We start from the raw sequence: 24,334 nt of genomic DNA on the forward strand, positions 1-24,334 counted from the left end.
ATAAAAAAGAAAAAGCCCCGCTTTTCATCAAAGCGAAGCCCTCCTTTTCTTACTTACGCTTTTTCTTTTTCTTCTTGAATCCTGGTACATTTTCGAAGAATGCTTTTTTCTTCTTGCCATTACCATCTTTTTTCCCTGGCTGACTAGCGGACGTGGAAGTGGAAGCAGAAGCTGATCCTCTTCCTTTTCCTTTGCCACCACGGTCAAATTTTCTACCTGTGCCACGTTCACCGCCGCGCTCATTACTGCGCTCGCTACGTCCACCGCGTTTCTTTCTGCCTGTTCTTGGCTGTTCGATAACGACTGGACGATCTTTGAATTTACGACGAGGTGTACCTTTCATGCCAACGATTTCAAAGTCGATTGCACGCTCATCTTTATTTACGTTAATAACACGAATTGTAATTTCGTCACCGATGCGGAATACGTTACCTGTACGTTCTCCAATCATCGCAAAATGTTTTTCGTCATAACGATAATAATCATCTGTTAAATAGCTAACGTGTACAAGACCTTCAATTGTATTTGGAAGCTCTACGAATAAACCGAAGTTTGTTACAGAGCTAATCATACCGTCATACTCTTCGCCGACCTTATCAACCATATACTCCGCTTTTTTCATTTCGTCTGTTTCACGTTCTGCTTCAACAGCACGGCGTTCCATATTAGAAGAATGCTCTGCTATCTCAGGTAAGTTTTCACGCCATTTTGCTTGTGTTTCATGGTCGACTTTACCATTAATGATATATTCACGAATTAATCTATGAACAATCGTATCTGGGTAACGACGAATTGGCGATGTGAAATGCGTGTAGAACTCAGTTGATAAGCCGAAATGTCCTAAGCTCTCCGCATCGTAACGTGCTTGCTTCATTGAACGAAGCATTACTGTTGAAATAACTACTTCTTCTGGCTGTCCTTGAACCATTTCAAGAATTTGTTGCAGCGCACGAGGATGTATTTCATTCGCACGTCCTTTTACTGCATATCCGAAGTTCGTTACAAACTCGAAGAAACGTTCTAGCTTATCTTCTTTCGGATCTTCATGGACACGGTACATGAATGGTACGTTCATCCAGTGGAAGTGCTCTGCTACTGTTTCGTTCGCAACAAGCATGAATTCTTCAATTAACTTCTCTGATACAGAACGATCGCGCATGACAACATCTGTCGGTTTTCCTTCTTCATCTACTAATACTTTCGCTTCTTTAAAGTCAAAGTCGATTGCACCGCGGCGCATACGTTTTTCACGTAGGATTTGTGCTAATTGACCCATCTCTTTAAACATCGGTACGAGCGGCTCATAACGTTTGATTAACTCTTCGTCCTCATCTTCTAAAATGCTTCTTACGTCAGCATACGTCATACGCTCTGTCGTTTTAATCACACTTTGGAAAATCTCGTGCTTTACAACGTCACCTAAGTTATTGATTTCCATTTCACAAGATAACGTCAGACGGTCTACTTTCGGATTTAACGAACAAATACCGTTAGATAGACGATGCGGAATCATCGGAATTACACGGTCAACAAGATATACACTCGTCGCTCTCTCTGCTGCTTCGACATCAATTGGAGAACCTTCTTGAACGTAATGACTTACATCCGCAATATGAACGCCAAGCTTGTAGTTACCGTTCTCAAGCTTTGTTACTGTAACGGCGTCATCTAAATCTTTCGCATCTGCACCGTCGATTGTTACAATCATTTGGTCACGTAGGTCACGGCGATCTTTTAAATCTTCTTCTGAAATCGTTTCTGGTACACTGTTTGCATGCTCCATCACTTCTTCAGGGAATGCTAAAGGTAAATGATGTTTATGAATGACAGATAAAATATCTACTCCTGGATCATTTTTATGACCTAGAATTTGAATAACTTCACCTTCTGCACTTAAACGATTCTCTGGATAGCTCGTAATTTTCACAACTACTTTATGGCCTTCTACAGCACCCATTGATGCACTTTTCAAGATAAAGATATCACTTGTCCAGCGCTTATTGTCAGGTATAACAAATCCAAAGTTTTTCGATTCTGTATATGTACCAACTAGTTCTTTCGTTCCACGCTCTAAAATACGTACAATTGAACCTTCTTGGCGTGATCCACTTGATTGTGCGCTAACACGAGCTAATACTGTATCGCCATGAAGTGCACCGTTTAACTCTGTAGGCGGAATGAAAAGATCATCGTCCCCCGTTTTCTTCTCGTCTGGTACAACGAATGCAAAGCCACGTGCATGTCCAATTAATTTACCACGCACTAAATTCATCTTTTCAGGAAGACCGTAACGGTTGCTACGTGTACGAATAACAAGCCCCTTCTCTTCCATCATTACAAGTGCCTTTACAAAATCTTTAAAGCCCTCAGAACCTTCAATTCCAAATGCCTCTTCTAACTCTTGTATCGTTAGCGGTTTATACGCTTCTTCTCTCATAAATAATAACAACTTATCAATATGTTCTTGTATGATTTCTTCCAAGCAGAAATACCTCCTTTAAACCCTTATATTATTTAGTGTATCCGAAAGATGGGGGATGTATAAAGCGAAACTTCAATCATCTCCCAATGATTTTTTTACAGCTTCCATAAAAAATTCCCTTATGAAAAAAAGAGGCAACTAGATCTTACCAATCTAGTTGCTCCAAGAAGTTATATACATCCTCATGTAGCTCGTCACGTTGCTTATCAAGTGTAATGACATGCGTAGAGTCTTCATACCATTTAATGTCTTTTAACGTAGATTCTACACCGTTATAAATAATGTTAGCACTATCTGTATTAATCATTTCATCATGACGTGCTTGTACAACAAATGTCGGTGCATAAATCATATCCACATTGTTACGTACGTCAGCAATTAATTGTTGTAATGCTTTTAATGTATTCATCGGTGTCTTTTGGAATTCCAACATTTCTTGTTCAATTTGCTCTGGTGATTTTTGCTCACGTTTTTTATATTCGCGGGCATATGCCAATATACCTTGGTACATCGTTTCTTCACTCTTAATATACATTGGTGCACACATTGGTACTACACCTAAAACCGGTACTGTATAACCTAATTTTAAAGAAAATACGCCGCCAAGTGATAATCCAGCAACAGCAATTTTCTCAAAGCCTTTATCTTTTAAAAGCTGATATGCTTCCATTACGTCTTGCCACCAATCTTCAGGACCTGTATGAACAAGCTCTTCTGGTGGTACACCGTGCCCTTTAAAAATTGGTGCATGACAAGTGTAGCCTTTCTTCTCTAAGAAACGCCCTAACATACGTACATCAGCTGAGTTTCCTGTGAAACCATGTAGTAATAAAACAGCGCGGTCTCCACCCTCAAATGTAAATGGTTTCGGAGATGCTAATTTCATCATGTACTTCTCCTCTTTCTCTTCTGTAATCTAGTCGTATTCTTTCTATATCTTAGTGTACCATATTTATATTTCTATAATCTAATTAGAAACATCTTTCAAATGGCAAAATAAAAAAAGAAGAACCATTAGTACATCTAACTAACGCTTCTTCTTTCAATTCTATAAATTTAAGTACGTAACAGCAATTGTTAATACGAAGAATAGAACAGCTAAAACAATTGTAATACGGTTTAATACTGCTTCAATTCCACGTGCTTTTTGCTTACCAAATAATTGCTCTGCACCGCCTGAAATTGCACCTGAAAGGCCTGAGCTATTACTAGACTGCATAAGTACCATAACAATCATTAAAATCGATACAATAATAAGTAAAACGGATAATAACGTATGCACTTGGCGTACCTCCTACAAAGATTCAGTTATTTTAACTGTAGCATAAATTCTATAGAAAAGCGAGAGCTATAAAGTCGCTCTCGCTTTTCTTCTATTACATAAACATCATTGCAAATAACGGCCCGAGCAAACATGTCAAAATTGCTGTTAATGTCATTGTTACCGATCCAATAACACCTTCATGTTCATTATTTTTCATTGCTCTCATTACACCCATAATATGAGAAGCACATCCAAATCCGATACCTTTACCAACTGAGTTTGTAACGCGGCTCCATTTTAATAAAAGTGGGCCGGTAATCGTTCCAGTAATACCTGCGATAACAACGAAAGCTGCTGTCAATGACGGTACACCACCAACTTGCTCTGAAACACTCATCGCAACTGGCATTGTCACCGATTTTGGTAAAGAAGATAAAATTAAGCTTTTATCCGTTCCCATAAGTGATGCGATGGCAAAATCACTTGCTATGGCAACTGTTGTCCCTACTAATACGCCACCAGCAATCGGTACAATATATTTTTGCAGAACGTGACGTTGTTTATAAAGAGGAATGGCAAATGCTACAACACCGGGTCCTAGCAGCTTGGCAATCCAGCCACCACCACTTTCCATATAATGTTGATATGGTATATCAAGCATGATGAATAAGAAAGCCATTAATCCTGTTGCTACAAGCATTGGAATGGTGAATGGTGTTGGAAATAATGTATAGATTTTTTTAGATAATTGGTATAATAGCACCGTAAAAAGAACCCAACCGATTCCGATTAATATTTGGCTCATCACGACTCTCTTTCCTTTCTATTCGCAAGATATTGTCCCGTATGTCCTGCGACAATAATAATTAAAAATGTACTCGCTACAATTGTAATGAAAAGAGAAATTCCTTTACTCATAAAAAAAGCACCGTAATTCATTAGGCCAAGCGTTGGCGGAATTAATAAAAACGGCATAATAGCAACGAGTGTTTCTGCTCCTAAATCGAACCATTTCACTGGAAGGACTTTTAGGCTAAGTAAAACAAGTAAGAGGAACATTCCGATTAAACTTCCTGGAATCGGAATATTTAACATTTCTTGTACCCAATTTCCAACCATATAAAAAACGTAAAGAGCAGCAATTTGGACAAGAATCTTTGTAAATTTCATGTTCATCATCCCTCATGTTTATACGATCTTCTCTTAATATCTTTATCATAGTATAAATTGTAAAAAGCTGCAATTTATCAACTTGACAGCAAAAACAGCCTATGTTATACGCTTACACCCTTGATATGACTGCATTTCTAATCGGAAATTAAGTCAAAAACCTTGACCTAATATAAAAAGTTTTTATTTTCTGAATTTGTAACGTTGTTATTTCAATAAAATAATCTTTTTATCCTTAAGCTTACATATATATAAAGTGAAACTTTAATCAGTGGGGGGTTCTTCATCCCCCACTGATTATTAGCTGAACCAATCGGACTTTTATGGGCAGTTGATCCCCCACCTAAATTCTTTGCTTTCGCTGAATTTTGAGGTGGGGGTCTTACTGCCCATTAAAGTGGGATAAATAAGATAGGTGGTGAACATATGCCCAAAAAGGTTCTTATTTTTTGTGATCCTGGGATTGATGATACGATGGCTCTCCTCTTAGCATTCTTTATCGATGAAATAGAAATCGTCGGCATTGTTGCTGATTACGGCAATGTTCCAAAAGAAATGGCCGTACAAAACGCTCATTTTCTTAAGAACGAAGCAAAGGATAGAAACATCAAGATATTTGGTGGATCAGAACGCCCACTTACTGGCGCCCCTCCTGCTTTCTTTACGGAAGTACACGGGAAACAAGGGCTCGGGCCAATTATTCCAAAGGGACATGTGACTAACGGAGAAATGGAGAATTTTTTCGAAGTTATTCCTCTTATTGAACAGTATAAAGATGAATTAATCATTGTTAGTTTAGGCAGACTTACCTCCCTAGCAATTTTATTCATCTTATGTAAACAGCTCATGAAGCAAATTAAATCTTACTACGTAATGGGCGGTGCCTTTTTACATCCTGGTAATGTGACCCCTATTTCAGAAGCGAACTTTTATGGCGATCCTACTGCCGCTAATATAGTCCTTCAATCCTCACCTAACATGTACATCTATCCATTAAACGTCACTCAGTATTCCATCATTACACCGGAAATGGCTGAATACATTGAAGCAAAAGGAAAAGCCCCACTCGTCAAACCGTTATTCGATCATTATTACTACGGCTATTATAAAGACGCCTTACCCCATTTAAAGGGGAGCCCCTTCCATGACACAATGCCAATACTCGCTTTACTTGATAACTCTATGTTTACGTATCACAAATCACCTATCGTTGTCATGACGGAATCCTATGCACAAGGAGCAAGCATTGGAGAATTTCGCTCTTTAGGAGAATCTAAACCATTTATTGATCGGCCGAGTCATCAAATCGCAATTGATTTTGATTATAACCGTTTCTTTAAACATTTCATGTCACTTATGACGGGTGAGCAATTTTAAGCATAAAAAAACAGACCGTGATTTCTCACGGTCTGTCGTTATTTTCTACAATTATCGTTTGATGTTGTAGAAAGATTTGATACCATCGTAAACAGCGATTTCGCCTAGTTCGTCTTCGATGCGTAATAATTGGTTGTACTTAGCAATACGGTCAGTACGGCTCATAGAACCAGTTTTGATTTGGCCAGCGTTAGTTGCAACTGCGATGTCAGCGATTGTAGCATCTTCAGTTTCACCAGAACGGTGAGATACAACTGCTGTATAACCAGCACGTTTAGCCATTTCGATAGCTTCGAAAGTCTCAGTTAAAGTACCGATTTGGTTAACTTTAATTAAGATTGAGTTAGAGATACCTTTTTCGATACCTTCAGCAAGTTTTTGTGTGTTAGTTACGAATAAGTCGTCACCAACTAATTGTACTTTATCACCGATACGCTCAGTTAATAATTTGTGACCATCCCAGTCGTTTTCGTCTAAACCATCTTCAATAGAGATGATTGGGAAGTCTTTGCAAAGCTCTTCGTAGAAATCAACCATTTCTGCAGAAGTTAAGCCAGTACGGCCTTCGCCTGCAAGGTCATATTTACCAGTTTCTTTGTTGTAGAACTCAGAAGAAGCAACGTCCATTCCTAAGAATACGTTCTCGCCAGCTTTGTAACCAGCTTTTTCGATAGCTTCGATGATTACTTCTAATGCTTCACGGTTAGAACCAAGGTTTGGAGCGAATCCACCTTCGTCACCTACTGCAGTGTTAAGACCTTTGTCATGTAATACAGCTTTAAGTGCATGGAATACTTCAGCACCCATACGGATTGATTCTTTGAATGTTGGAGCACCAACTGGTAAGATCATGAACTCTTGGAAGTCTACGTTGTTATCAGCGTGAGAACCACCGTTGATGATGTTCATCATTGGAGTTGGTAATTGTTTTGCATTGAATCCACCAAGGTAACGGTATAATGGAAGACCTACGAAGTCAGCTGCTGCGTGAGCTACTGCCATAGATACACCAAGGATAGCGTTAGCGCCTAGTTTACCTTTGTTTGGAGTGCCATCTAATTCGATCATAGCACGGTCGATACCAGCTTGGTCAGTTACGTCGAAACCAACGATTTCTGGAGCGATTGCTTCGTTAACGTTGTTTACTGCATTTAGAACACCTTTACCAAGGTAACGAGATTTGTCACCGTCACGTAATTCTACTGCTTCGTGCTCACCAGTAGATGCACCACTTGGTACGATAGCGCGTCCGAAAGCGCCGCTTTCTGTGTAAACTTCTACTTCTACAGTTGGGTTACCACGAGAGTCAAGGACTTCGCGAGCATAAACATCAATAATTGTTGACATAATAAATTCTCTCCTTTTTATATAAGCAAATTATTTAATAATTGTTTTACCTGTCATTTCTTTCGGTTGTTCCACATTTAAAAGTGTAAGCATTGTTGGGGCGATATCTCCTAAAATACCACCTTCACGAAGCTCTACGTCATTTTTTGTAACGATGAAAGGAACCGGGTTAGTTGTATGAGCTGTCATTGGTCCGCCATCAGCAGTTAACTCCTGATCAGCATTACCATGGTCAGCAGTAATAAGTGCTACACCATCTTTTGCAAGAATCGCTTCTACAACTTTTCCTAAACATTCGTCAGTTGCTTCTACTGCTTTAATTGTTGGTTCCATCATCCCAGAATGGCCAACCATATCACAGTTCGCAAAGTTAAGAATGATAACATCATGTTTATCATTTTCGATTTCATTTACTAAAGCGTCCGTTACTTCGTAAATGCTCATTTCAGGTTTCAAGTCATACGTTGCAACCTTCGGTGAGTTAATTAAGATACGCTCTTCTCCTGGGAATTCAGCCTCACGACCACCGCTAAAGAAGAATGTAACGTGCGGATACTTTTCAGTTTCCGCGATGCGAAGTTGCTTTAATCCCGCTTGCGCAACAACTTCACCTAATGTGTTATCAAGGTTCATTGGCTTAAATGCCACGTAACCATCTACAGTTTCACTGAAATGTGTCATACAAACGAATTCAGGAATGTGAGGTACTTTTTCACCACGATCGAACTCACGGAAATCTTCGTTTGTAAATACACGAGCAATTTGAATTGCACGGTCTGGACGGAAGTTATAGAAGATAACTGCATCATCATCATTGATTGTTGCAACTGGCGTGTTATCTTCGTTAACAATTACAGACGGCAATACGAATTCATCGTAGATACCATTTGCATAAGAGTCTTCTACACACTCTTCTGCTGATTTATAAGTAGGGCCTTCACCATTTACCATAGCACTGTAACATTTTTCTACGCGATCCCAACGCTTGTCACGGTCCATGGAGTAATAACGACCAGAGATAGTCGCGAATTGTCCTACTCCTGTTTCTTTAATTACTTCATTTGTTGCATCGATATAACCTTTTGCTGTTTGTGGTCCAACATCGCGGCCGTCTAAGAATGCATGGATATAAACTTTCTCCACGCCTTCTTTTGCTGCTAAGCGAAGAAGAGCAAACATATGGTTCATGTGACTGTGCACACCACCATCAGAAAGTAAACCGAATAAATGAAGAGCAGTACCTTTTTCTTTTACGCTTTTAATTGCATTTTGGAAAGTTTCGTTCTGATCGAACTCACCTTCACGAATTGCAACGTTTACGCGTGTTAAGCTTTGATATACAATGCGGCCTGCACCGATATTTAAGTGACCAACCTCAGAGTTACCCATTTGACCTTCTGGAAGACCTACTTCCTCACCACAAGCTGTAAGCGTTGTATGAGGGAATTTGTTCCAGTAACCATCAAAATTAGGTTTCTTAGCTTGTGCTACAGCATTCCCGTGAGTTTCTTCACGTAGTCCGAAACCATCAAGAATGATTAAAGCTGTTGGCTTTCTCATTTTACCGCCCCCAGAAGACCTAAGAACGAAGCAGGCTCTAAGCTAGCACCGCCAACTAAAGCGCCGTCGATGTCAGATTGTGCCATATACTCTTTAATGTTTTCTGGTTTTACGCTACCGCCGTATTGAATACGAACAGCTTCTGCAGCTTCTGGAGAAACAGCTTCTGCAACAACTTTACGGATGTGCGCACATACTTCGTTTGCATCTGCAGAAGAAGAAGATTTACCTGTACCGATAGCCCAGATTGGCTCATAAGCGATAACAGTTGCTTTAACTTGCTCTTCTGTTAAACCTGCAAGTGCTTTTGTCACTTGACCTGCTACTAGATCAAATGTTTTTCCGCTTTCGCGCTCTTCTAAAGTCTCACCACAACATACGATTGGTGTTAAACCATGTTCAAATGCTGCAAGAGTCTTTTTGTTTACTGACTCGTCTGTTTCAGCAAACATTTCACGACGCTCAGAGTGGCCAAGTACTACGTAGCCTACTTTTAAGTCGCTAAGTGCTACTGGGCTAATTTCGCCAGTGAATGCACCATTTTTTTCGAAGTGCATGTTTTGTGCACCTACTTGTAAGTCCGTTCCTTCAGCCTTAGCTACTAAACGCTCTAAGAATAAAGCTGGAGAGCAAACTACTGCATCAACAGCTGAAGCTGCTGGGATTTGACCTTTAACTTCCTCTACGAAGCTAACTGCTTCAGATAGAGTTTTATTCATTTTCCAGTTACCTGCGATAATTGGTTTACGCATGCTTTGCACCGTCCTTTTTCTTTGGCTGCTACTTATTTGTCGTTAAGACAAACTACACCTGGAAGCTCTTTACCTTCCATGAATTCTAATGACGCACCGCCGCCAGTAGAAATGTGGCTCATTTTATCAGCCATACCGAATTTTTCAACAGCTGCTGCAGAGTCACCACCGCCGATAACAGAGTATGTATCTTCTGCATCTGCTAATGCTTGTCCTACTGCTTTTGTACCTTCTGCGAATGGAGTCATTTCGAATACACCCATTGGTCCATTCCATACAACAAGCTTAGAATTTTTAATTACATCTGCATAAATTTCACGTGTTTTAGGACCGATGTCCACGCCTTCCCAAGTAGAAGGGATAGAGTCGATACCTACGATTTGAGTTGTTGCAGTTTCAGAGAATTCCTCTGTGATTACAACATCAACTGGCATGTAGAAGTTTACGCCTTTTTCTTTTGCAAGTTGCATAAATTCTTTAGCTAGTTCGATCTTGTCGTCTTCACATAGAGATAGACCAATTTCATGACCTAAAGCTTTAACAAATGTGTAAGCAAGTCCGCCACCGATGATTAAGTTATCTACTTTGTCTAATAGATGACGAATTACACCGATTTTATCTTTTACTTTCGCACCACCGATGATAGCTGTGAATGGACGTTCTGGGTTAGAAAGTGCTTTTCCAAGTACATCTAACTCTTTTTCCATTAATAAACCAGATACTGCTGGTAGGTAGTCTGCGATACCTGCTGTAGAAGCATGAGCACGGTGAGCTGCACCGAATGCATCGTTTACGAAGATATCAGCAAGAGCTGCAAATTCTTTCGCAAGTTCTGCATCGTTCTTTTCTTCGCCCGCATAGAAACGTACGTTTTCAAGAACTAATACGTCGCCTTCGTTCATTGCTGCAACCATTTCTTGTGCAACTGGTCCGAATGCTTCGTCCGCTTTTTTAACATCTTTACCAAGAAGCTCGCCTAAACGTGCTGCTACTGGAGTAAGACGTAATTCTTCTACTGCTTGACCTTTTGGACGGCCTAAATGACTTGCTAAAATAACTTTCGCACCTTGCTCTACTAAATATTGAATTGTAGGAAGAGCTGCACGGATACGAGTTTCATCTGTAATTTTGCCTTCTTTCATAGGTACGTTGAAATCAACGCGGCAAAATACACGCTTACCTTTTAAATCTACGTCACGAATTGATTTTTTGTTCATTGGATTTCCCTCCGACTACTAGTTAGGATTGACAAAACCCACTCAAAAGCTTAACACATTTGCTTTTAAAACGAAAGAAGAGAGAGAGGGAACAAACCCTCTCCCTCGTTTTGTCATTGATTACTTATATAATTAAGAATTAAAGACCTTTAGAAGTCATGTATGCTGCTAGGTCTACTACGCGGTTAGAGTAACCAGTTTCGTTATCGTACCAAGAAAGTACTTTAACCATGTTACCTTCCATTACCATTGTAGATAATGCATCGATTGTAGAAGAAGCTGTACATCCGTTATAGTCGATAGATACTAATGGCTCTTCGCTGTATCCAAGGATACCTTTTAATTCGCCTTCAGCTGCTGCTTTGAATGCTGCGTTTACATCTTCAACTGTTACTTCTTTGTCAAGTTCAACAACTAAGTCAACAAGAGAAACGTTAGCAGTTGGAACACGTACAGCGCCACCGTTTAATTTACCTTTAAGTTCTGGTAATACTAATGCTACAGCTTTAGCTGCACCAGTAGATGTTGGGATCATGTTTTCAGCTGCTGCACGAGCACGACGTAAATCTTTGTGTGGTAAGTCTAAGATTTGTTGGTCGTTAGTGTAAGAGTGAATTGTTGTCATCATTCCGCGTTTTACGCCGAATTTTTCGTTTAATACTTTAGCGAATGGAGCTAGACAGTTTGTAGTACAAGAAGCGTTAGATACTACGTTGTGGTTAGCTGCATCATATTGTTCGTGGTTAACACCCATAACTACAGTGATATCTTCGTCAGAAGCTGGAGCTGAGATGATAACTTTCTTAACTGATCCACCTAAGTGTTTTTCAGCGTCTGATTTTTTAGTGAAACGGCCAGTAGATTCTACTACTACTTCTACTCCGTAGTCGCTCCATGGTAATTGAGCTGGGTCACGCTCAGCGATAACTTTAATTTCTTTACCGTTAACAACGATGCTGTTTTCGTTAGCAGATACTTCTGCATTTAAAGTTCCGTGAACTGTGTCATATTTTAAAAGGTGAGCTAATGTTTTAGCATCTGTTAAGTCGTTGATTGCTACTACTTCTACCTCAGAGTTGTTAAGAGCTGCGCGGAATACGTTACGTCCGATACGTCCAAATCCATTAATACCAATTTTAGTCATTTGAATTTCCTCCTTGGGGGATTATATTAAAGGGTAATACCCTTTGTTAACTGTTTTGCTGCACCTTCATCTGTAATTAAAATTGAAGTGTGCCCTTGTTTAATTACAGCCTGTATTGCCTTTGCCTTTGAAGAACCTCCAGCGACTGCAACAACGTGAGATACATGTTGTAAATCCTCAAGTTGCATACCAACTGTTCTTACTTTATGAACAACATTTCCTTGTTCATTAAAGTAGTAACCGAAAGCTTCGCCTACTGCTTCGCTTGCTTGAATCTTTAACCAATCTGCTTCTGAAGTATTTCTGCGACGTGCCATTGTTAACGCATCACCTATTCCATGAATGACGATATTGGAAGATCGAATCAACTCAAGAACTTCTTTCACGGAAGGCTCTGTCACAATAGACGCATATGCTTCGCTACTAACATGGTCTGGAACATACAATAAGCGATAATTACTCATCGTATTTTGCGCCATCTTGGCACAAATGGTATTGGCTTCTAATTCGACACCTTCTCCAATTCCACCACGTGCTGGGACAAATAGCATATGTAAATCTTTGCAATCAAGCTGCATCATGTCCGCAGCAGCAGCTAGCGTAGTTCCTCCAGCCACAGCAACGATATTATTCACTGTCAGACGGTCTTTTATACAAGTCACACAAGCACGGCCCATCTCCAGTTTGACCCAAGGTGATTCATCACTATCACCAGGGACAACGAAAACTTCATCCAAGTCTAATGTTTCCTTAAGTTGCTTTTCTAAAACCTTTAACCCGGAAATTTCTTTCATAAAGTCTTCCAAAGCAAGAACTAAAGCTGTTCCTTCTTCTGTCAAAGTCATTCCAGAAGAAGCGACGTGAACTAAGTTTTGTTCTTTCAAAACTTGCACTTCACTTCGCAATACTCGTTCTGTCATACCGAGACTTGCTGACAAATTTCTTCTTCCAATCGGCTGCATGAGCCTAATGTATTGAAGAATTTGCATTCTCGTTTGCATAACAGGTAGCAGATCAGGTAATAATTTTTTTGTGTTCTGAATCCATGAGCGCATATCTTTTCTCCTCACTACATTGGTTCATTTTCCCTTGTGGTCACTTTACGTCCCGTAGTGACATTTTATGTCCCACATAGGTTAAAAAAATAATCCCTGCTACGTGTATTATTGTAACAGGAGATAGAAACTTATTCAACTCTTAACTGCATTCTTTATATAGTTTATTATGACACCTTTGTGAATGTTACCGTATTCTACTTGTTTTCCGCCTATTTCTACAACCGGAATCATTAGGTGATATTTTTCTAAAAGGTCATTATCTTCATATATATTTATTTCCTCGATTTGAAAAGAATATTCACATTGTACTTCCTGCAAAACTTGTTTTGCCTGCACGCAAAGACCACAATCTTTTTTTGTATACAGTACAACTTTCATATTCTTCACCTACCCAATCGTTTTTCGTAATGATGACGCTGGAATGTGCATTTGTTCTCTATACTTCGCCACTGTTCTTCGAGAAATAACAATTTCATGCTCTTCTTCTAATAATTTTGAAATCTTTTGATCTGAAAGTGGCTTTTTCTTATTCTCTGCCTCAACAAGCGTTTGGATAAATCGTTTCACACGCTTTGTAGAAACAGCTTCATCTTCAGTAGTCGAAACGGCATTGCTAAAGAACGATTTCATCTCAAATAAACCGTGTGGTGTTTGCACATATTTATTTCGCGTTGCACGACTAATTGTAGATTCATGCACACTTAACTCTTCTGCTACCTCTTTTAAAGCAAGCGGTTTTAAATATTCTGGACCTTCCCAGAAGAAATCACGTTGTTTTTCCATAATAATAGTCATCACTTGCAGAAGCGTTTGTTTTCTCTGTTTTAAACTGCGCATAATCCACTGTACATGCTGATACTTTTCTGATACGTAAGATGCTACTTCACTTTCACTAGCATTCAGAAGCGCACTATACTCAGAATGAATTTCAATTCTCGGCATATTTCTCTCGTTCATTTGTAAAACGAGACGATCACCATCTTTTTTCACTGCCATATCAGGCACGATATAAAGTGGTTTATCAGAAGAAAACGCAAGACCTGGTTTCGGCTGTAATGACGTAATACAGTTCACCGCTGTTTGCAATTCCTCATTACTACACTTCAAAACTTGAACGAGCTTTCGCCAATCTTTCTTCACGAAATAAGCAAATTGATCCTCTATAACCTCTTCCGCTAATCCATTCCGTCTTTGTAAGCGCTTCAATTGCAAAGTTAGACATTCCTGAATATTACGCGCTCCTACCCCTGCTGGCTCAAGCGATTGGACAAGCTCTACAGAGCGGTCGACTACATGAAGTGGTGCGGAAAGGAGATCCGCTAACTCTTCGTTCGTTTCTTGTAAATACCCATTTCCATCCATGTTCATAATAATGAAAGAAGCTACTTTTCGCTCTTCTTCATCTATTTTATAATATTGTATTTGATTTAATAAATGTTGCTGAATCGTTGTAGAATCCACACTGTAGATTTCCATCTGATTCTCGACTTGTTTGCTGGTACTTTTACTTGTGTTAGAGCTCTTTTTCTTCTCCCTCTCAAAACCACCTAACTCAATAAGGGGATTCTCTAACGATTGCTCATACAAAAACTCCGATAATTCTTGTACATTATACTGGAGCATTGTAATCGCTTGCCTTAACTCTTGTGTCATTGCCAAACGTAAGCTTTGTTCTTGTAAAAGACTTGCCTTCAAACTAATCTCCCCCTTGTTTCTATTGTACAATAAGTTTGGTAAAAGGAGAATCCTCACGCAGACACCCATTCCAAAATATTATTAATTTATATGTATTAATGAGATTTACAACTTACAACCGAAATTTGAATAATATTGAAAGAAAATAATAACGGAATTATATTATAACCAAGTACTAATAGTAAATCTTATAACTAGATATAACAAGAGGGAAAATAAAAAAAGTCCTAACCTACAAAATGTAAGTTAGGACTTTTTGACGCGCCCAGAGGGATTCGAACCCCCGGCAGACGTGGTACCGGAAACCACCGCTCTATCCGACTGAGCTATGGGCGCATGATTATAGAAAACTCTTCATTTTCTTTCCATAATAATAGCAATAAAATCCATCTAAATCAATAAAAATATCCCCACAATCCTTTATGCACCTTAGTTATGAGTATATTAACAAAGCACTCTACCCTAAATTTTCCAATCATAAATTCGCCCCTACTCACAAATTATAATCTTTGAATTGATATTCCAAAGGGGGCTTCATTCAATGACTGTAATTACAAAACTAAAGCAAACTGTTTCTGGATTAAAAAGTGCACAAGCTAGCTTAGAGGGATTCGCTCTTGATACGGATAACCAACAAGCAAAGCAACTTTTCCAAACAGCTGCGCAGCAAACACAAACGATTATCGATTCTTTAAACCCACGCGTTGAAGAAGTCCAACAAGAAGAACCACAATACTCACAGCAATAACGTATTCGTCATGCTGTGAAATAGAAAAAGGATGATATGCAGTCATCCTTTTTCTATCACATTACATATTGCAATAGAAATGGAATGATAATCATGCGAAAACTCGGCCTCATAACCGCGTTATTTGCCCTTCTATGTAGCTCTTTTATCGGATGTGATAATAGTCCCTTAGATAAAAAAGTGAAAGATGAAGCAAAACGTACGGAGAAAGAAAAAGGTCCCAAATTAACAAAGATGAGTACGGAATCCTTTAATCAATCTATATCACAAGGAGCCAAGAAAAGAGCTCTCGCTATGGATGAAATTATAAAAAGCACAGCAGTAAATTCAAATTTAGATCTCTACATAGCAGTTACACCGGAGCACCACGAAAGGTTTGGATTAAAACCTTTACGTAAGAAGCTTCAAAAGCAGCTAAGTGATGAGCACCCTACTTTCGATGTTCGTGTAAGTACAGATAAAAAAATCTTTATGTTACTCGAAAAGCTTGAAAGAAAGATTAAGGAAAAAAAAGTATCTAAAGACGAGATCAATGAGCAATTAAAACTCATCGGGAAAAAAATGGAGTCTAACACTTAACGCTTTTTAATAGAAAAGGAAGGATTGCAATGTCTAGTAAAGATAAGAACTTAACCCCTGTGCAACAAGAGTATAAAAAATTCGAGCAAGAACGCGAACCGAAGCGCCCTGTCTTAAAAAATTGTATTAAAGCCTTTTTCGTCGGTGGTTTTATTTGCTTCATCGGACAACTCATTTCTACGTTTTATATCACATATTTTGATTTCACTGAGCGTTCAGCAGGAAATCCAACGGTCGCAACTCTCATTTTCATTTCCATGTTACTAACTGGTTTCGGTATATATGACCGCTTTGGGCAGTTTGCTGGAGCAGGCACTGCTGTACCCGTTACTGGATTTGGTAATTCTGTTATTGCCGCATGTATCGAACACCGAACAGAAGGATTCGTACTCGGCGTTGGCGGAAATATGTTTAAATTAGCCGGCTCTGTTATTTTGTTTGGTGTATTTTCAGCTTTCGTCATCGCACTTATTAAAACGATTCTCGTTCAATGGGGAGGGCTATAAATGTTACAAGGACACCGAACGTGGGTATTTGAAAACAAACCAGTTATTATTTCGACAGGAGTCGTTGGCGGGCCATTTGAAGCAAAAGGAAACATTCCAGAAGACTTCGATATCCTTCATGAAGATTTATGGCTCGGCCAGGATTCCTATGAAAAAGCACATAAAATTTTGTTCGAAGAAGCTTGTAGCCGCGCTACTGAAAAAGCAGAACTTCGTAAAGACGATATTCAATTCGTACTTGCAGGAGATTTAATTAATCAAATCACTCCAACAAGCTTTGCCTGCCGCACACTCGGCACACCATATCTCGGATTATTTGGTGCTTGTTCTACTTCTATGGAAGGATTAGCACTCGGGGCAAGCATTGTAAATGCAAAAGGCGCAAAGTATTTATTAACTGGGGCATCTAGTCATAACGCTGCTGTAGAGAAGCAGTTCCGATATCCAACTGAATATGGCGGTCAAAAACCGCCTACCGCACAATGGACAGTAACCGGGGCAGGTGCGGCTATTTTAAGTGACACTGGACATGGTCCTAGGGTAACATCTGCCACAATCGGACGAGTGATTGATATGGGATTAACAGATCCTTTTAATATGGGTGGTGCGATGGCCCCAGCGGCTGTCGATACGATTGAAGCCCATTTACGCGAACGACAAATTGACACCTCCTACTACGACTTAATTGTAACAGGTGATCTTGGACATGTCGGTCGCGAAATTGCTTATGACTTACTACATAAACACGGAACAAAAGTAACGAGCGAACAGTTTCAAGATTGCGGCACACTCATTTATAGAGAAGGTCAACCTGTCATAGCTGGTGCTAGCGGACCGGGATGTTCCGCAACAGTCGTGTACGGTCATTTATTAAACCGAATGAAAAGAGGAGAATTCAAAAAAATACTTGTCGTTGCGACAGGCGCTTTACTATCTCCACTTACATTCCAACAAGAAGAAACGATTCCGTGTATCGCTCACGCCGTTTCGATTGAATTTGGAGGTGCAACGCAATGATTTTTTTCTGGGCTTTCGTCATTGGCGGACTCATATGTGTAATTGGTCAACTTATGTTTGATGTCGGCAAGCTAACACCCGCTCATACGATGGCAACACTCGTTGTTGCCGGTGCTATATTAGACGGATTCAATTTGTATGAACCATTAATCGACTTTGCTGGAGCCGGGGCAACTGTACCTATTACAAGTTTCGGTAACGCCCTCGTTCACGGCGCAATGGAAGAAGCTGCAAAACACGGCATCGTCGGTGTCATTACGGGAATGTTTAAAGTAACAAGCGCTGGTATTTCTGCTGCTATCATATTCGGATTCATTGGTGCATTACTATTCAAACCGAAAGGATAAGAGGTGTTTGTATGACAGTTATCGCTAGCGTTAAAACCTGCCTTGCTAGTGTACGGGGTGCTCAAGCAAGTTTAAGCTCCCTTTCACTAAATTCACAGGACGCGGAATCAAAACGCGTATTTCATGAATGTATGTTAGAAATGGACAGCATCATCGCTGATTTACAGAATAGAGTTTCAGTATTAGAACGTGAAGAACCTCAATATAAAGGGTTTTAAGTAGACTGGAGGAAATGACTATGTCTCACCTGCCGGAATGGACACTTGTCATTCTTCGCTCTGTATTCATATTAATTATTTTATTCGCTATTACGAAATGGTTAGGGAAAAGACAAATCTCTCAGCTCTCCTTTTTTGAATACATAGCCGGAATGACAATCGGTGACATCGCTGCCCAAGTATCTACAGGGCTCGATTCAAAATTTTTCCACGGCGTCTTTGCGATACTCATTTTCGCTGTGGTACCTTTTTTAACAGGAATCCTCTCCTTAAAGAACAAAACAGCTCGGGATTTTTTTGAAGGGAAATCTACTGTATTAATAAAAGATGGAAAAATACTCGAAGATAACTTAAAGAAAGAAAAATATACAAGTGACGAATTACTGGAACTTCTCCGCGGAAAAGATGCTTTTAGTGTAGCTGATGTTGAATTCGCCGTACTAGAACCGAGCGGAGAATTAAATGTATTATTGAAGAAAGATCGCCAGCCACTTACAGCAAAAGACATCGGCTTAAAAGTACCAAACGAAAAAGAACCACAAACTGTTATTATGGATGGAAATGTCTTAGATGAACCTCTATCCTCTAGTGGGCATAACCGCGCTTGGCTACATTCTGAACTAGAAAAGCTCGGTGTTGTTATTGAAAATGTCTTTCTCGGTCAAGTGGATTCATACGGACAACTTACTATCGATATTTATAATGACAAACTACAAATGCCTTCTCCTCAAAACAAGCCTTTATTATTAGCATCTTTAAAAAAATGTCATGCTGATCTTGAACTATTTTCCCTAGAAACAAAGTCGAAATCAGCAAGTGAAATGTATAGTAAAAACGCGAAACACATCGAAAAGATTTTAAATAAAGTAACCTACCTTTTAAAAGAATAGATATCGAAAGAACGCTTCAATAAAAAGGCGTTCTTTTCTTTTTTTCTACAGTTTCTATAGCGTTTAAATTTATGTAATTCGGTTATGATGTTGAAGATACATAAGCAGGGAATTTCAAAAACATAGCGAATATTTCATGGTACAACTACATATTTTTTTGATTTAAAGTGGTTTCGTTTGACCTTTATTGACCATAATTGTATTATAAGACTAAGAAAGCTTTAGAAGGAGGAAATAACAGATGAATTTAATTCCTACAGTAATTGAACAAACAAATCGTGGAGAACGCGCTTACGATATTTACTCTCGACTATTAAAAGACCGCATCATTATGCTTGGTAGCGCAATTGATGACAACGTAGCTAACTCAATCGTTTCCCAGCTTTTATTCTTGGAATCTCAAGATCCAGAAAAAGATATTCACATCTACATCAACAGCCCTGGTGGTTCTATCACAGCAGGTATGGCAATTTACGATACAATGCAGTTTATTAAACCACAAGTATCAACAATCTGTATCGGTATGGCTGCATCTATGGGTGCATTCTTACTTGCAGCAGGTGAAAAAGGAAAACGTTATGCACTTCCAAACAGTGAAGTAATGATTCACCAACCACTTGGTGGAGCACAAGGTCAAGCGACTGAAATCGAAATCGCTGCAAAACGTATCCTATTCTTACGTGAAAAACTAAACCAAATTCTTGCTGACCGCACAGGTCAACCACTTGAAGTACTACAACGCGACACAGACCGCGACAACTTCATGACAGCTGAAAGAGCTCTAGAATACGGCTTAATCGATAAGATCTTTACAAATCGTTAATAAATTAAAAGCGAAAGCGGCTCGTTCAGAATGGGAGGAGGATGGAGCTTCTGACATAGAGGTGCTTTTTACCTCGACGGAAGAAGCGAAGCCACCGACCATTCTAGCCGCTGGAGCTGGATATAACTAAAAGCGGAAGCGGCTCGTTCAGAATCGCAGGGCGATGGAGCCCCTGATTCCGAGGCGCTTTTTGCCTCGAATGAAGGGGCGAAACGACCGGAGATTCTAGCCACTGGAGCTGGATATAACTAAAAGCGGAAGTGGCTCGTTCAGAATGGGAGGAGGATGGAGCTTCTGACATAGAGGTGCTTTTTACCTCGACGGAAGAAGCGAAGCCACCGACCATTCTAGCCGCTGGAGCTAGATACACTAAAAGCGGAAGCGCCCTATAATAGGGCGCTTTTTTATTATCATGTACCCCTAGTAAAAACAAAAAAGCTATCGCATATGCGCGATAGCTTTTTATTGTACATATGCAGCTAATGCTTCTAAAGCTTCTTCTGCATCTGAACCTTCTGTTGTAATTGTTATCATGCTACCAGTTCCAATTGCTAAGCTCATAATCCCCATTATGCTCTTTGCATTCACTGTCTTTCCATCTTTCTCGATGAAGATATCCGCATGAAAGCGATTGGCCTCTTGTACAAACAACGCAGCCGGACGTGCTTGCAAACCGTTTTTTAATGAAACCTTAACTCGTTTTTGAACCACAGCTCCATTTCCCCTTTAACCTCTTATTTTTTCGCTACCGTTTCCCCCGCGCGTAATTTCTCTGCAATCTCATCGATTTTACGCAAACGATGATTAATACCCGATTTACTAATTTTCCCCCCGGATACCATCTCGCCTAACTCTTTCAATGTTACATCTTGATAATCTCTTCGTAATTGTGCAATTTCTCGCAGTTTATCTGGTAATATATCAAGACCAACCGTCTCATCAATATAACGGATATTTTCAATCTGCCTTAGCGCTGCACCAATTGTTTTATTTAAATTGGCTGTTTCGCAGTTCACTAAACGATTTACTGAATTACGCATATCGCGAACGATTCGAATGTCTTCAAACCTTAAAAGTGCATTATGAGCGCCTATAATATTTAAAAACTCCGTAATCTTTTCCGCTTCTTTCAAATACGTAATGTACCCTTTTCTTCTTTCCAACGTCTTACTATTTAAATCAAATCCGTTCATCAGTTCACATATAGCATCATTATGTTCCTTATATAACGAAAAGACCTCTAAATGATAAGATGATGTTTCTGGGTTATTTACTGAACCACCTGCTAAAAATGCACCACGTAAATACGATCGTTTACAACATTTCTTCTCAATCAATTCTTGTGATATATTTCGGATAAACGAAAAGTCTTCTCGAACAATATGAAGATCAGCTAATATTTCGCGAGACTTCTCAACAAGCCGCACGATATATACATTATTTTTCTTCAATCGCATTTTTTTACGAACAAGTAATTCTACCGTCACGTCATATCCTTTTTTCAAAAGCGTATAAATCCTTCTTGCAATTGCCGCATTCTCCGTTTGAATATCGATAGATAGACGACGATTTGAAAAAGAAAGCGATCCGTTCATTCGAAGTAACGCTGATAATTCTGCTTTCTCACAGCATTCCTTCATCTCAAGATTCGTCAACTCTTTCTTTGTTTCTGATGCAAATGACACAGTCAACACCTCCTTATACGATTACTTTGGAACAAAAATCTTGTCCTATATGAAATGATGAGCGTTACCTCAAACGAGGCAACGCACATCTACAACAGTGAATATAAAATAGAAGCTAATTTTAATGTATCGTGTCTTACAACACGGTCATCATACTTCGCTAATTGATCTTGAATGACATCAATATTGCTCTCTTTAAAACGCTCTTCATCTACTACAACTGGTGCCGACAGTTCTTCCTCATATAACTGACGTAATTCACAAGGAATATCACGGTTATTTACAATTGCAGTATCAATAAATGGTTTACCTAAATGATCATGTAACGCCTGCACATGGTCAAACGCAGTATATCCCATCGTTTCACCAGCTTGCGTCATAACATTACACACATATACCTTCTTCGCTTTTGCAGCAAGAACAGCGTCCCCGATTTTGTTAACAACTAAATTCGGTAATATACTCGTATACAAACTTCCTGGACCAAAAACAAGTAAATCAGCTCGTTTAATCTCAGCCAACGTTTCATGTAACGGCTCTACATCTTCTGGAGTTAAAAAGACGCGGTTAATCTTCTTTCCGTAATACGGAATCTTTGATTCACCTGTTACAATTTCTCCATCTTCTAGTTCCGCATGAAGTACCGCACTTTGATTAGCTGCCGGTAACACACGTCCTCTGACATTTAACACTTTACTCGTTTCCGTAATCGCATGGAAGAAGTCTCCTGTAATCGAGGTCATACCTGCCAATAATAAATTTCCTAACGCATGACCTTTCAGCCCGTCTCCCGTTGTGAAACGATGCTGAAATAAAGCTTCCACCAGCGGCTCTACATCTGATAACGCAACAAGTACGTTACGAATGTCACCTGGGGGTGGAATTTCTAGCTCATCACGTAATCTACCTGAACTGCCACCATCATCAGCGATTGTAACAACTGCTGTAATATCAACTGGATATTGTTTTAATCCTCGTAATAAAACAGATAGTCCAGTACCGCCTCCCATGATGACAATTTTAGGTTTTCTCTCTTTTTTCATCCCTTAATGGCCCTTTCTCTTCTCCACATCACGATGAGATACATGAACGCTATACTCTGGTTTCAAATGTTTCCCAAGGTATTCTGTAAGCGTAACAGAACGATGCTGTCCACCTGTACATCCAATTGCGATTACAAGTTGACTCTTGCCTTCTCTTTTATAATGAGGCAGCATGAAAGTAATAAGATCCGTCAATTTCTCTAAAAACTTATGTGTCTCATTAAATTTCAGCACATACGATGAAACTTCCTCATCTAGTCCTGTTAATGGCTTCATATGTGGAATGTAATATGGATTTGGTAAAAAACGAACATCAAATACTAAATCTGCATCAATTGGAATACCGTACTTAAATCCAAATGACATAACATTTACACGAAATGCTTGCTCAGTTTCAGTTGAAAACAGATGAACAATTTTTTCACGTAATTCTTTCGGTTTTAAATCCGATGTATCCAGCACAATATTCGCTCGTGCCTTCATATCAGTTAATAAGCCACGCTCCATCTCGATTCCCTTTAACGGCAAACCAGTTGGTGCAAGTGGATGCGAACGTCTCGTTTCTTTATAACGAGTTACAAGCGTGCCATCTTTCGCATCTAAGAATAAAATATGAGGAATAATCCATGTACGTTCTGATAAATCATCAAGTGCTCCCCATAAATGTTCAAAAAACTCTCGACCACGTAAATCAACGCCAAGTGCCACTTTATTCATTTTCCCTTTTGAATCCGCCATAAGCTCAATAAACTTCGGCAATAACATCGGTGGTAAATTATCTACACAGAAATATCCTAAATCTTCAAAACTTTGTAAAGCTACTGTCTTTCCAGCTCCAGACATTCCTGTAATAATTACCATTTTTATATCATTATTCTCTGTCATCGTATCCTCTCCTTGACGGTTTAACTCGGATCTAATCGATATGAAAGCAACTCAAAATCTGGGGTATATACAAATGTACCGTAGATTATGCCATTTCCTTTAATTAAATAATCAATAATGTGATAATCTCCTGGTGCCATTGCTAAATCATCAATTTTGTCAAATGTATGCCAACCAATGATGCCTTCTTCGCTCTCTAGTTTGTTTTCTCCTGCAAAATCTGTCGCTAAAAAGGAGAACATCATCCATTCAGAAACAACTTTATCACCTTCTTGGATGACAAAGGTGAAGACCCCCTTTAACGCTGGGTTCTTTAAATAAATACCTGTTTCTTCACGATACTCGCGAACAACGGAATCTCTTACAGTCTCACCACGCTCCATTTTCCCGCCTGGTGCAACCCACCAATTTCGGCGAGGTTTTTGGAGTAAGAGTACTTCATTATCTCTAATTAACACACAGTTTGTCACTCTTTGCATGTTTCTTCACCTCAGCTACTTGCAGTAAATTTCTCACTGCATACTCAT

At 39.4% G+C, this 24,334-nt stretch carries 27 protein-coding genes and 1 tRNA gene; 9 read left to right on the forward strand and 19 right to left on the reverse strand.

Annotated elements, in window-relative coordinates:
* Window positions 1-49: 49 nt before the first annotated feature.
* The 5 genes from rnr to KVT31_RS13720 all read right to left on the reverse strand — a co-directional run bounded on the left by rnr (window position 50) and on the right by KVT31_RS13720 (window position 4,916).
* Window positions 50-2,482, reverse strand: a complete 2,433-nt coding sequence (gene rnr / locus KVT31_RS13700; protein WP_088098357.1) for a ribonuclease R — start codon at window positions 2,480-2,482, stop codon at window positions 50-52.
* Between the two features lie 145 nt (window positions 2,483-2,627).
* Window positions 2,628-3,368 carry a carboxylesterase gene (estA, locus tag KVT31_RS13705; RefSeq protein WP_170930161.1) on the reverse strand — a complete coding sequence of 247 codons (741 nt, stop codon included), beginning with the start codon at window positions 3,366-3,368 and terminating at the stop codon, window positions 2,628-2,630.
* A 162-nt stretch (window positions 3,369-3,530) separates the two neighbouring features.
* Window positions 3,531-3,764: a preprotein translocase subunit SecG gene (gene secG, locus KVT31_RS13710; RefSeq protein WP_000557263.1), complete on the reverse strand. Its 234-nt coding sequence runs from the start codon at window positions 3,762-3,764 to the stop codon at window positions 3,531-3,533.
* A gap of 94 nt (window positions 3,765-3,858) precedes the next feature.
* Window positions 3,859-4,551 (reverse strand): LrgB family protein, encoded by a 693-nt coding sequence (locus KVT31_RS13715; protein ID WP_088098358.1) that lies wholly within the window; start codon window positions 4,549-4,551, stop codon window positions 3,859-3,861.
* Window positions 4,551-4,916 (reverse strand): CidA/LrgA family holin-like protein, encoded by a 366-nt coding sequence (locus KVT31_RS13720; RefSeq protein ID WP_088098359.1) that lies wholly within the window; start codon window positions 4,914-4,916, stop codon window positions 4,551-4,553. The genes KVT31_RS13715 and KVT31_RS13720 overlap by 1 nt, the downstream gene beginning before the upstream one ends.
* Window positions 4,917-5,342: 426 nt before the next feature.
* On the opposite strand from KVT31_RS13720, the gene KVT31_RS13725 reads away from it, so the two are divergent.
* Window positions 5,343-6,293, forward strand: coding sequence for a nucleoside hydrolase (locus KVT31_RS13725; RefSeq protein WP_088098360.1), 951 nt, complete (start codon window positions 5,343-5,345; stop codon window positions 6,291-6,293).
* A 51-nt stretch (window positions 6,294-6,344) separates the two neighbouring features.
* Here the strand turns inward: KVT31_RS13725 and eno are convergent, their stop codons facing one another.
* The 9 genes from eno to KVT31_RS13770 form a co-directional block, all read right to left on the reverse strand.
* Window positions 6,345-7,640 (reverse strand): phosphopyruvate hydratase, encoded by a 1,296-nt coding sequence (gene eno, locus KVT31_RS13730; protein WP_000103948.1) that lies wholly within the window; start codon window positions 7,638-7,640, stop codon window positions 6,345-6,347.
* 30 nt (window positions 7,641-7,670) lie between these two features.
* Window positions 7,671-9,200, reverse strand: a complete 1,530-nt coding sequence (gpmI, locus tag KVT31_RS13735; protein WP_001231145.1) for a 2,3-bisphosphoglycerate-independent phosphoglycerate mutase — start codon at window positions 9,198-9,200, stop codon at window positions 7,671-7,673.
* The gene (gene tpiA / locus KVT31_RS13740) at window positions 9,197-9,952 is read right to left on the reverse strand and encodes a triose-phosphate isomerase (protein ID WP_048566659.1); all 756 of its coding nucleotides are present in this window, start codon (window positions 9,950-9,952) and stop codon (window positions 9,197-9,199) included. Before tpiA ends, gpmI begins: the two co-directional genes overlap by 4 nt.
* 32 nt (window positions 9,953-9,984) lie before the next feature.
* Window positions 9,985-11,169, reverse strand: a complete 1,185-nt coding sequence (locus KVT31_RS13745; protein ID WP_001036333.1) for a phosphoglycerate kinase — start codon at window positions 11,167-11,169, stop codon at window positions 9,985-9,987.
* Between the two features lie 139 nt (window positions 11,170-11,308).
* Window positions 11,309-12,313 (reverse strand): type I glyceraldehyde-3-phosphate dehydrogenase, encoded by a 1,005-nt coding sequence (gene gap, locus KVT31_RS13750; protein WP_000161234.1) that lies wholly within the window; start codon window positions 12,311-12,313, stop codon window positions 11,309-11,311.
* Between the two features lie 26 nt (window positions 12,314-12,339).
* Window positions 12,340-13,368 (reverse strand): gapA transcriptional regulator CggR, encoded by a 1,029-nt coding sequence (cggR, locus tag KVT31_RS13755; protein WP_001258189.1) that lies wholly within the window; start codon window positions 13,366-13,368, stop codon window positions 12,340-12,342.
* Between the two features lie 135 nt (window positions 13,369-13,503).
* Window positions 13,504-13,749 carry a glutaredoxin family protein gene (locus tag KVT31_RS13760; RefSeq protein WP_088098361.1) on the reverse strand — a complete coding sequence of 82 codons (246 nt, stop codon included), beginning with the start codon at window positions 13,747-13,749 and terminating at the stop codon, window positions 13,504-13,506.
* A 9-nt stretch (window positions 13,750-13,758) separates the two neighbouring features.
* Window positions 13,759-15,066 (reverse strand): RNA polymerase factor sigma-54, encoded by a 1,308-nt coding sequence (gene rpoN / locus KVT31_RS13765; protein WP_088098362.1) that lies wholly within the window; start codon window positions 15,064-15,066, stop codon window positions 13,759-13,761.
* Window positions 15,067-15,326: 260 nt separating this feature from the next.
* Window positions 15,327-15,402 (reverse strand) — tRNA-Arg (locus KVT31_RS13770).
* 205 nt (window positions 15,403-15,607) lie between these two features.
* Between KVT31_RS13770 and KVT31_RS13775 the strand changes: the two genes are divergently transcribed.
* The 8 genes from KVT31_RS13775 to clpP all read left to right on the forward strand — a co-directional run bounded on the left by KVT31_RS13775 (window position 15,608) and on the right by clpP (window position 20,194).
* Window positions 15,608-15,814, forward strand: coding sequence for a DUF1657 domain-containing protein (locus KVT31_RS13775; protein ID WP_000216166.1), 207 nt, complete (start codon window positions 15,608-15,610; stop codon window positions 15,812-15,814).
* 93 nt (window positions 15,815-15,907) lie between these two features.
* Window positions 15,908-16,393 (forward strand): YhcN/YlaJ family sporulation lipoprotein, encoded by a 486-nt coding sequence (locus tag KVT31_RS13780; protein WP_088098363.1) that lies wholly within the window; start codon window positions 15,908-15,910, stop codon window positions 16,391-16,393.
* 29 nt (window positions 16,394-16,422) lie between these two features.
* Complete coding sequence (gene spoVAC / locus KVT31_RS13785; RefSeq protein WP_000095399.1) at window positions 16,423-16,899, forward strand: stage V sporulation protein AC; 477 nt, start codon at window positions 16,423-16,425, stop codon at window positions 16,897-16,899.
* On the forward strand, window positions 16,900-17,916 hold the full coding sequence (spoVAD, locus tag KVT31_RS13790; RefSeq protein WP_088098364.1) for a stage V sporulation protein AD: 1,017 nt from the start codon (window positions 16,900-16,902) through the stop codon (window positions 17,914-17,916).
* On the forward strand, window positions 17,913-18,263 hold the full coding sequence (spoVAE, locus tag KVT31_RS13795; protein ID WP_000575918.1) for a stage V sporulation protein AE: 351 nt from the start codon (window positions 17,913-17,915) through the stop codon (window positions 18,261-18,263). Before spoVAD ends, spoVAE begins: the two co-directional genes overlap by 4 nt.
* Before the next feature lie 11 nt (window positions 18,264-18,274).
* A complete protein-coding gene (locus KVT31_RS13800) occupies window positions 18,275-18,481 on the forward strand; it encodes a DUF1657 domain-containing protein (protein ID WP_002167398.1) in 207 nt (68 codons plus the stop codon).
* Window positions 18,482-18,501: 20 nt separating this feature from the next.
* Complete coding sequence (locus KVT31_RS13805) at window positions 18,502-19,371, forward strand: DUF421 domain-containing protein (protein ID WP_061679300.1); 870 nt, start codon at window positions 18,502-18,504, stop codon at window positions 19,369-19,371.
* A 241-nt stretch (window positions 19,372-19,612) separates the two neighbouring features.
* Complete coding sequence (gene clpP, locus KVT31_RS13810) at window positions 19,613-20,194, forward strand: ATP-dependent Clp endopeptidase proteolytic subunit ClpP (protein ID WP_001049163.1); 582 nt, start codon at window positions 19,613-19,615, stop codon at window positions 20,192-20,194.
* A gap of 462 nt (window positions 20,195-20,656) precedes the next feature.
* On the opposite strand, the gene KVT31_RS13815 is transcribed toward clpP, so the two are convergent.
* From KVT31_RS13815 to KVT31_RS13835, 5 genes are all read right to left on the reverse strand, one after another.
* On the reverse strand, window positions 20,657-20,905 hold the full coding sequence (locus tag KVT31_RS13815) for an HPr family phosphocarrier protein (protein WP_000250306.1): 249 nt from the start codon (window positions 20,903-20,905) through the stop codon (window positions 20,657-20,659).
* Window positions 20,906-20,928: 23 nt separating this feature from the next.
* Window positions 20,929-21,879, reverse strand: coding sequence for a DNA-binding protein WhiA (gene whiA / locus KVT31_RS13820; RefSeq protein WP_088098375.1), 951 nt, complete (start codon window positions 21,877-21,879; stop codon window positions 20,929-20,931).
* 89 nt (window positions 21,880-21,968) lie between these two features.
* On the reverse strand, window positions 21,969-22,922 hold the full coding sequence (locus KVT31_RS13825) for a gluconeogenesis factor YvcK family protein (RefSeq protein ID WP_088098376.1): 954 nt from the start codon (window positions 22,920-22,922) through the stop codon (window positions 21,969-21,971).
* Window positions 22,923-22,925: 3 nt separating this feature from the next.
* The gene (rapZ, locus tag KVT31_RS13830) at window positions 22,926-23,807 is read right to left on the reverse strand and encodes an RNase adapter RapZ (protein ID WP_000138461.1); all 882 of its coding nucleotides are present in this window, start codon (window positions 23,805-23,807) and stop codon (window positions 22,926-22,928) included.
* Window positions 23,808-23,827: 20 nt separating this feature from the next.
* Window positions 23,828-24,286 carry an NUDIX hydrolase gene (locus KVT31_RS13835; protein WP_001190080.1) on the reverse strand — a complete coding sequence of 153 codons (459 nt, stop codon included), beginning with the start codon at window positions 24,284-24,286 and terminating at the stop codon, window positions 23,828-23,830.
* Window positions 24,287-24,334 lie beyond the last annotated feature (48 nt).

Source organism: Bacillus sp. GbtcB14, assembly GCF_019091205.1.
In the GTDB taxonomy this organism is placed as follows: Bacteria; Bacillota; Bacilli; order Bacillales; family Bacillaceae_G; genus Bacillus_A; species Bacillus_A cereus_AG.

Bases quoted from the DNA above. Each gene is read 5' to 3' on its own strand.
- KVT31_RS13725 (WP_088098360.1), top strand. From the start codon at position 5,343: ATGCCCAAAAAGGTTCTTATTTTTTGTGATCCTGGGATTGATGATACG.
- spoVAD (WP_088098364.1), top strand. From the start codon at position 16,900: ATGTTACAAGGACACCGAACGTGGGTATTTGAAAACAAACCAGTTATT.
- KVT31_RS13775 (WP_000216166.1), top strand. From the start codon at position 15,608: ATGACTGTAATTACAAAACTAAAGCAAACTGTTTCTGGATTAAAAAGT.
- gap (WP_000161234.1), bottom strand. From the start codon at position 12,313: ATGACTAAAATTGGTATTAATGGATTTGGACGTATCGGACGTAACGTA.
- estA (WP_170930161.1), bottom strand. From the start codon at position 3,368: ATGAAATTAGCATCTCCGAAACCATTTACATTTGAGGGTGGAGACCGC.
- KVT31_RS13745 (WP_001036333.1), bottom strand. From the start codon at position 11,169: ATGAACAAAAAATCAATTCGTGACGTAGATTTAAAAGGTAAGCGTGTA.
- KVT31_RS13720 (WP_088098359.1), bottom strand. From the start codon at position 4,916: ATGAAATTTACAAAGATTCTTGTCCAAATTGCTGCTCTTTACGTTTTT.
- gpmI (WP_001231145.1), bottom strand. From the start codon at position 9,200: ATGAGAAAGCCAACAGCTTTAATCATTCTTGATGGTTTCGGACTACGT.
- KVT31_RS13805 (WP_061679300.1), top strand. From the start codon at position 18,502: ATGTCTCACCTGCCGGAATGGACACTTGTCATTCTTCGCTCTGTATTC.
- cggR (WP_001258189.1), bottom strand. From the start codon at position 13,368: ATGCGCTCATGGATTCAGAACACAAAAAAATTATTACCTGATCTGCTA.
- tpiA (WP_048566659.1), bottom strand. From the start codon at position 9,952: ATGCGTAAACCAATTATCGCAGGTAACTGGAAAATGAATAAAACTCTA.
- KVT31_RS13760 (WP_088098361.1), bottom strand. From the start codon at position 13,749: ATGAAAGTTGTACTGTATACAAAAAAAGATTGTGGTCTTTGCGTGCAG.
- KVT31_RS13800 (WP_002167398.1), top strand. From the start codon at position 18,275: ATGACAGTTATCGCTAGCGTTAAAACCTGCCTTGCTAGTGTACGGGGT.
- KVT31_RS13835 (WP_001190080.1), bottom strand. From the start codon at position 24,286: ATGCAAAGAGTGACAAACTGTGTGTTAATTAGAGATAATGAAGTACTC.
- eno (WP_000103948.1), bottom strand. From the start codon at position 7,640: ATGTCAACAATTATTGATGTTTATGCTCGCGAAGTCCTTGACTCTCGT.
- KVT31_RS13780 (WP_088098363.1), top strand. From the start codon at position 15,908: ATGCGAAAACTCGGCCTCATAACCGCGTTATTTGCCCTTCTATGTAGC.
- rapZ (WP_000138461.1), bottom strand. From the start codon at position 23,807: ATGACAGAGAATAATGATATAAAAATGGTAATTATTACAGGAATGTCT.
- clpP (WP_001049163.1), top strand. From the start codon at position 19,613: ATGAATTTAATTCCTACAGTAATTGAACAAACAAATCGTGGAGAACGC.
- spoVAC (WP_000095399.1), top strand. From the start codon at position 16,423: ATGTCTAGTAAAGATAAGAACTTAACCCCTGTGCAACAAGAGTATAAA.
- spoVAE (WP_000575918.1), top strand. From the start codon at position 17,913: ATGATTTTTTTCTGGGCTTTCGTCATTGGCGGACTCATATGTGTAATT.
- KVT31_RS13825 (WP_088098376.1), bottom strand. From the start codon at position 22,922: ATGAAAAAAGAGAGAAAACCTAAAATTGTCATCATGGGAGGCGGTACT.
- KVT31_RS13715 (WP_088098358.1), bottom strand. From the start codon at position 4,551: ATGAGCCAAATATTAATCGGAATCGGTTGGGTTCTTTTTACGGTGCTA.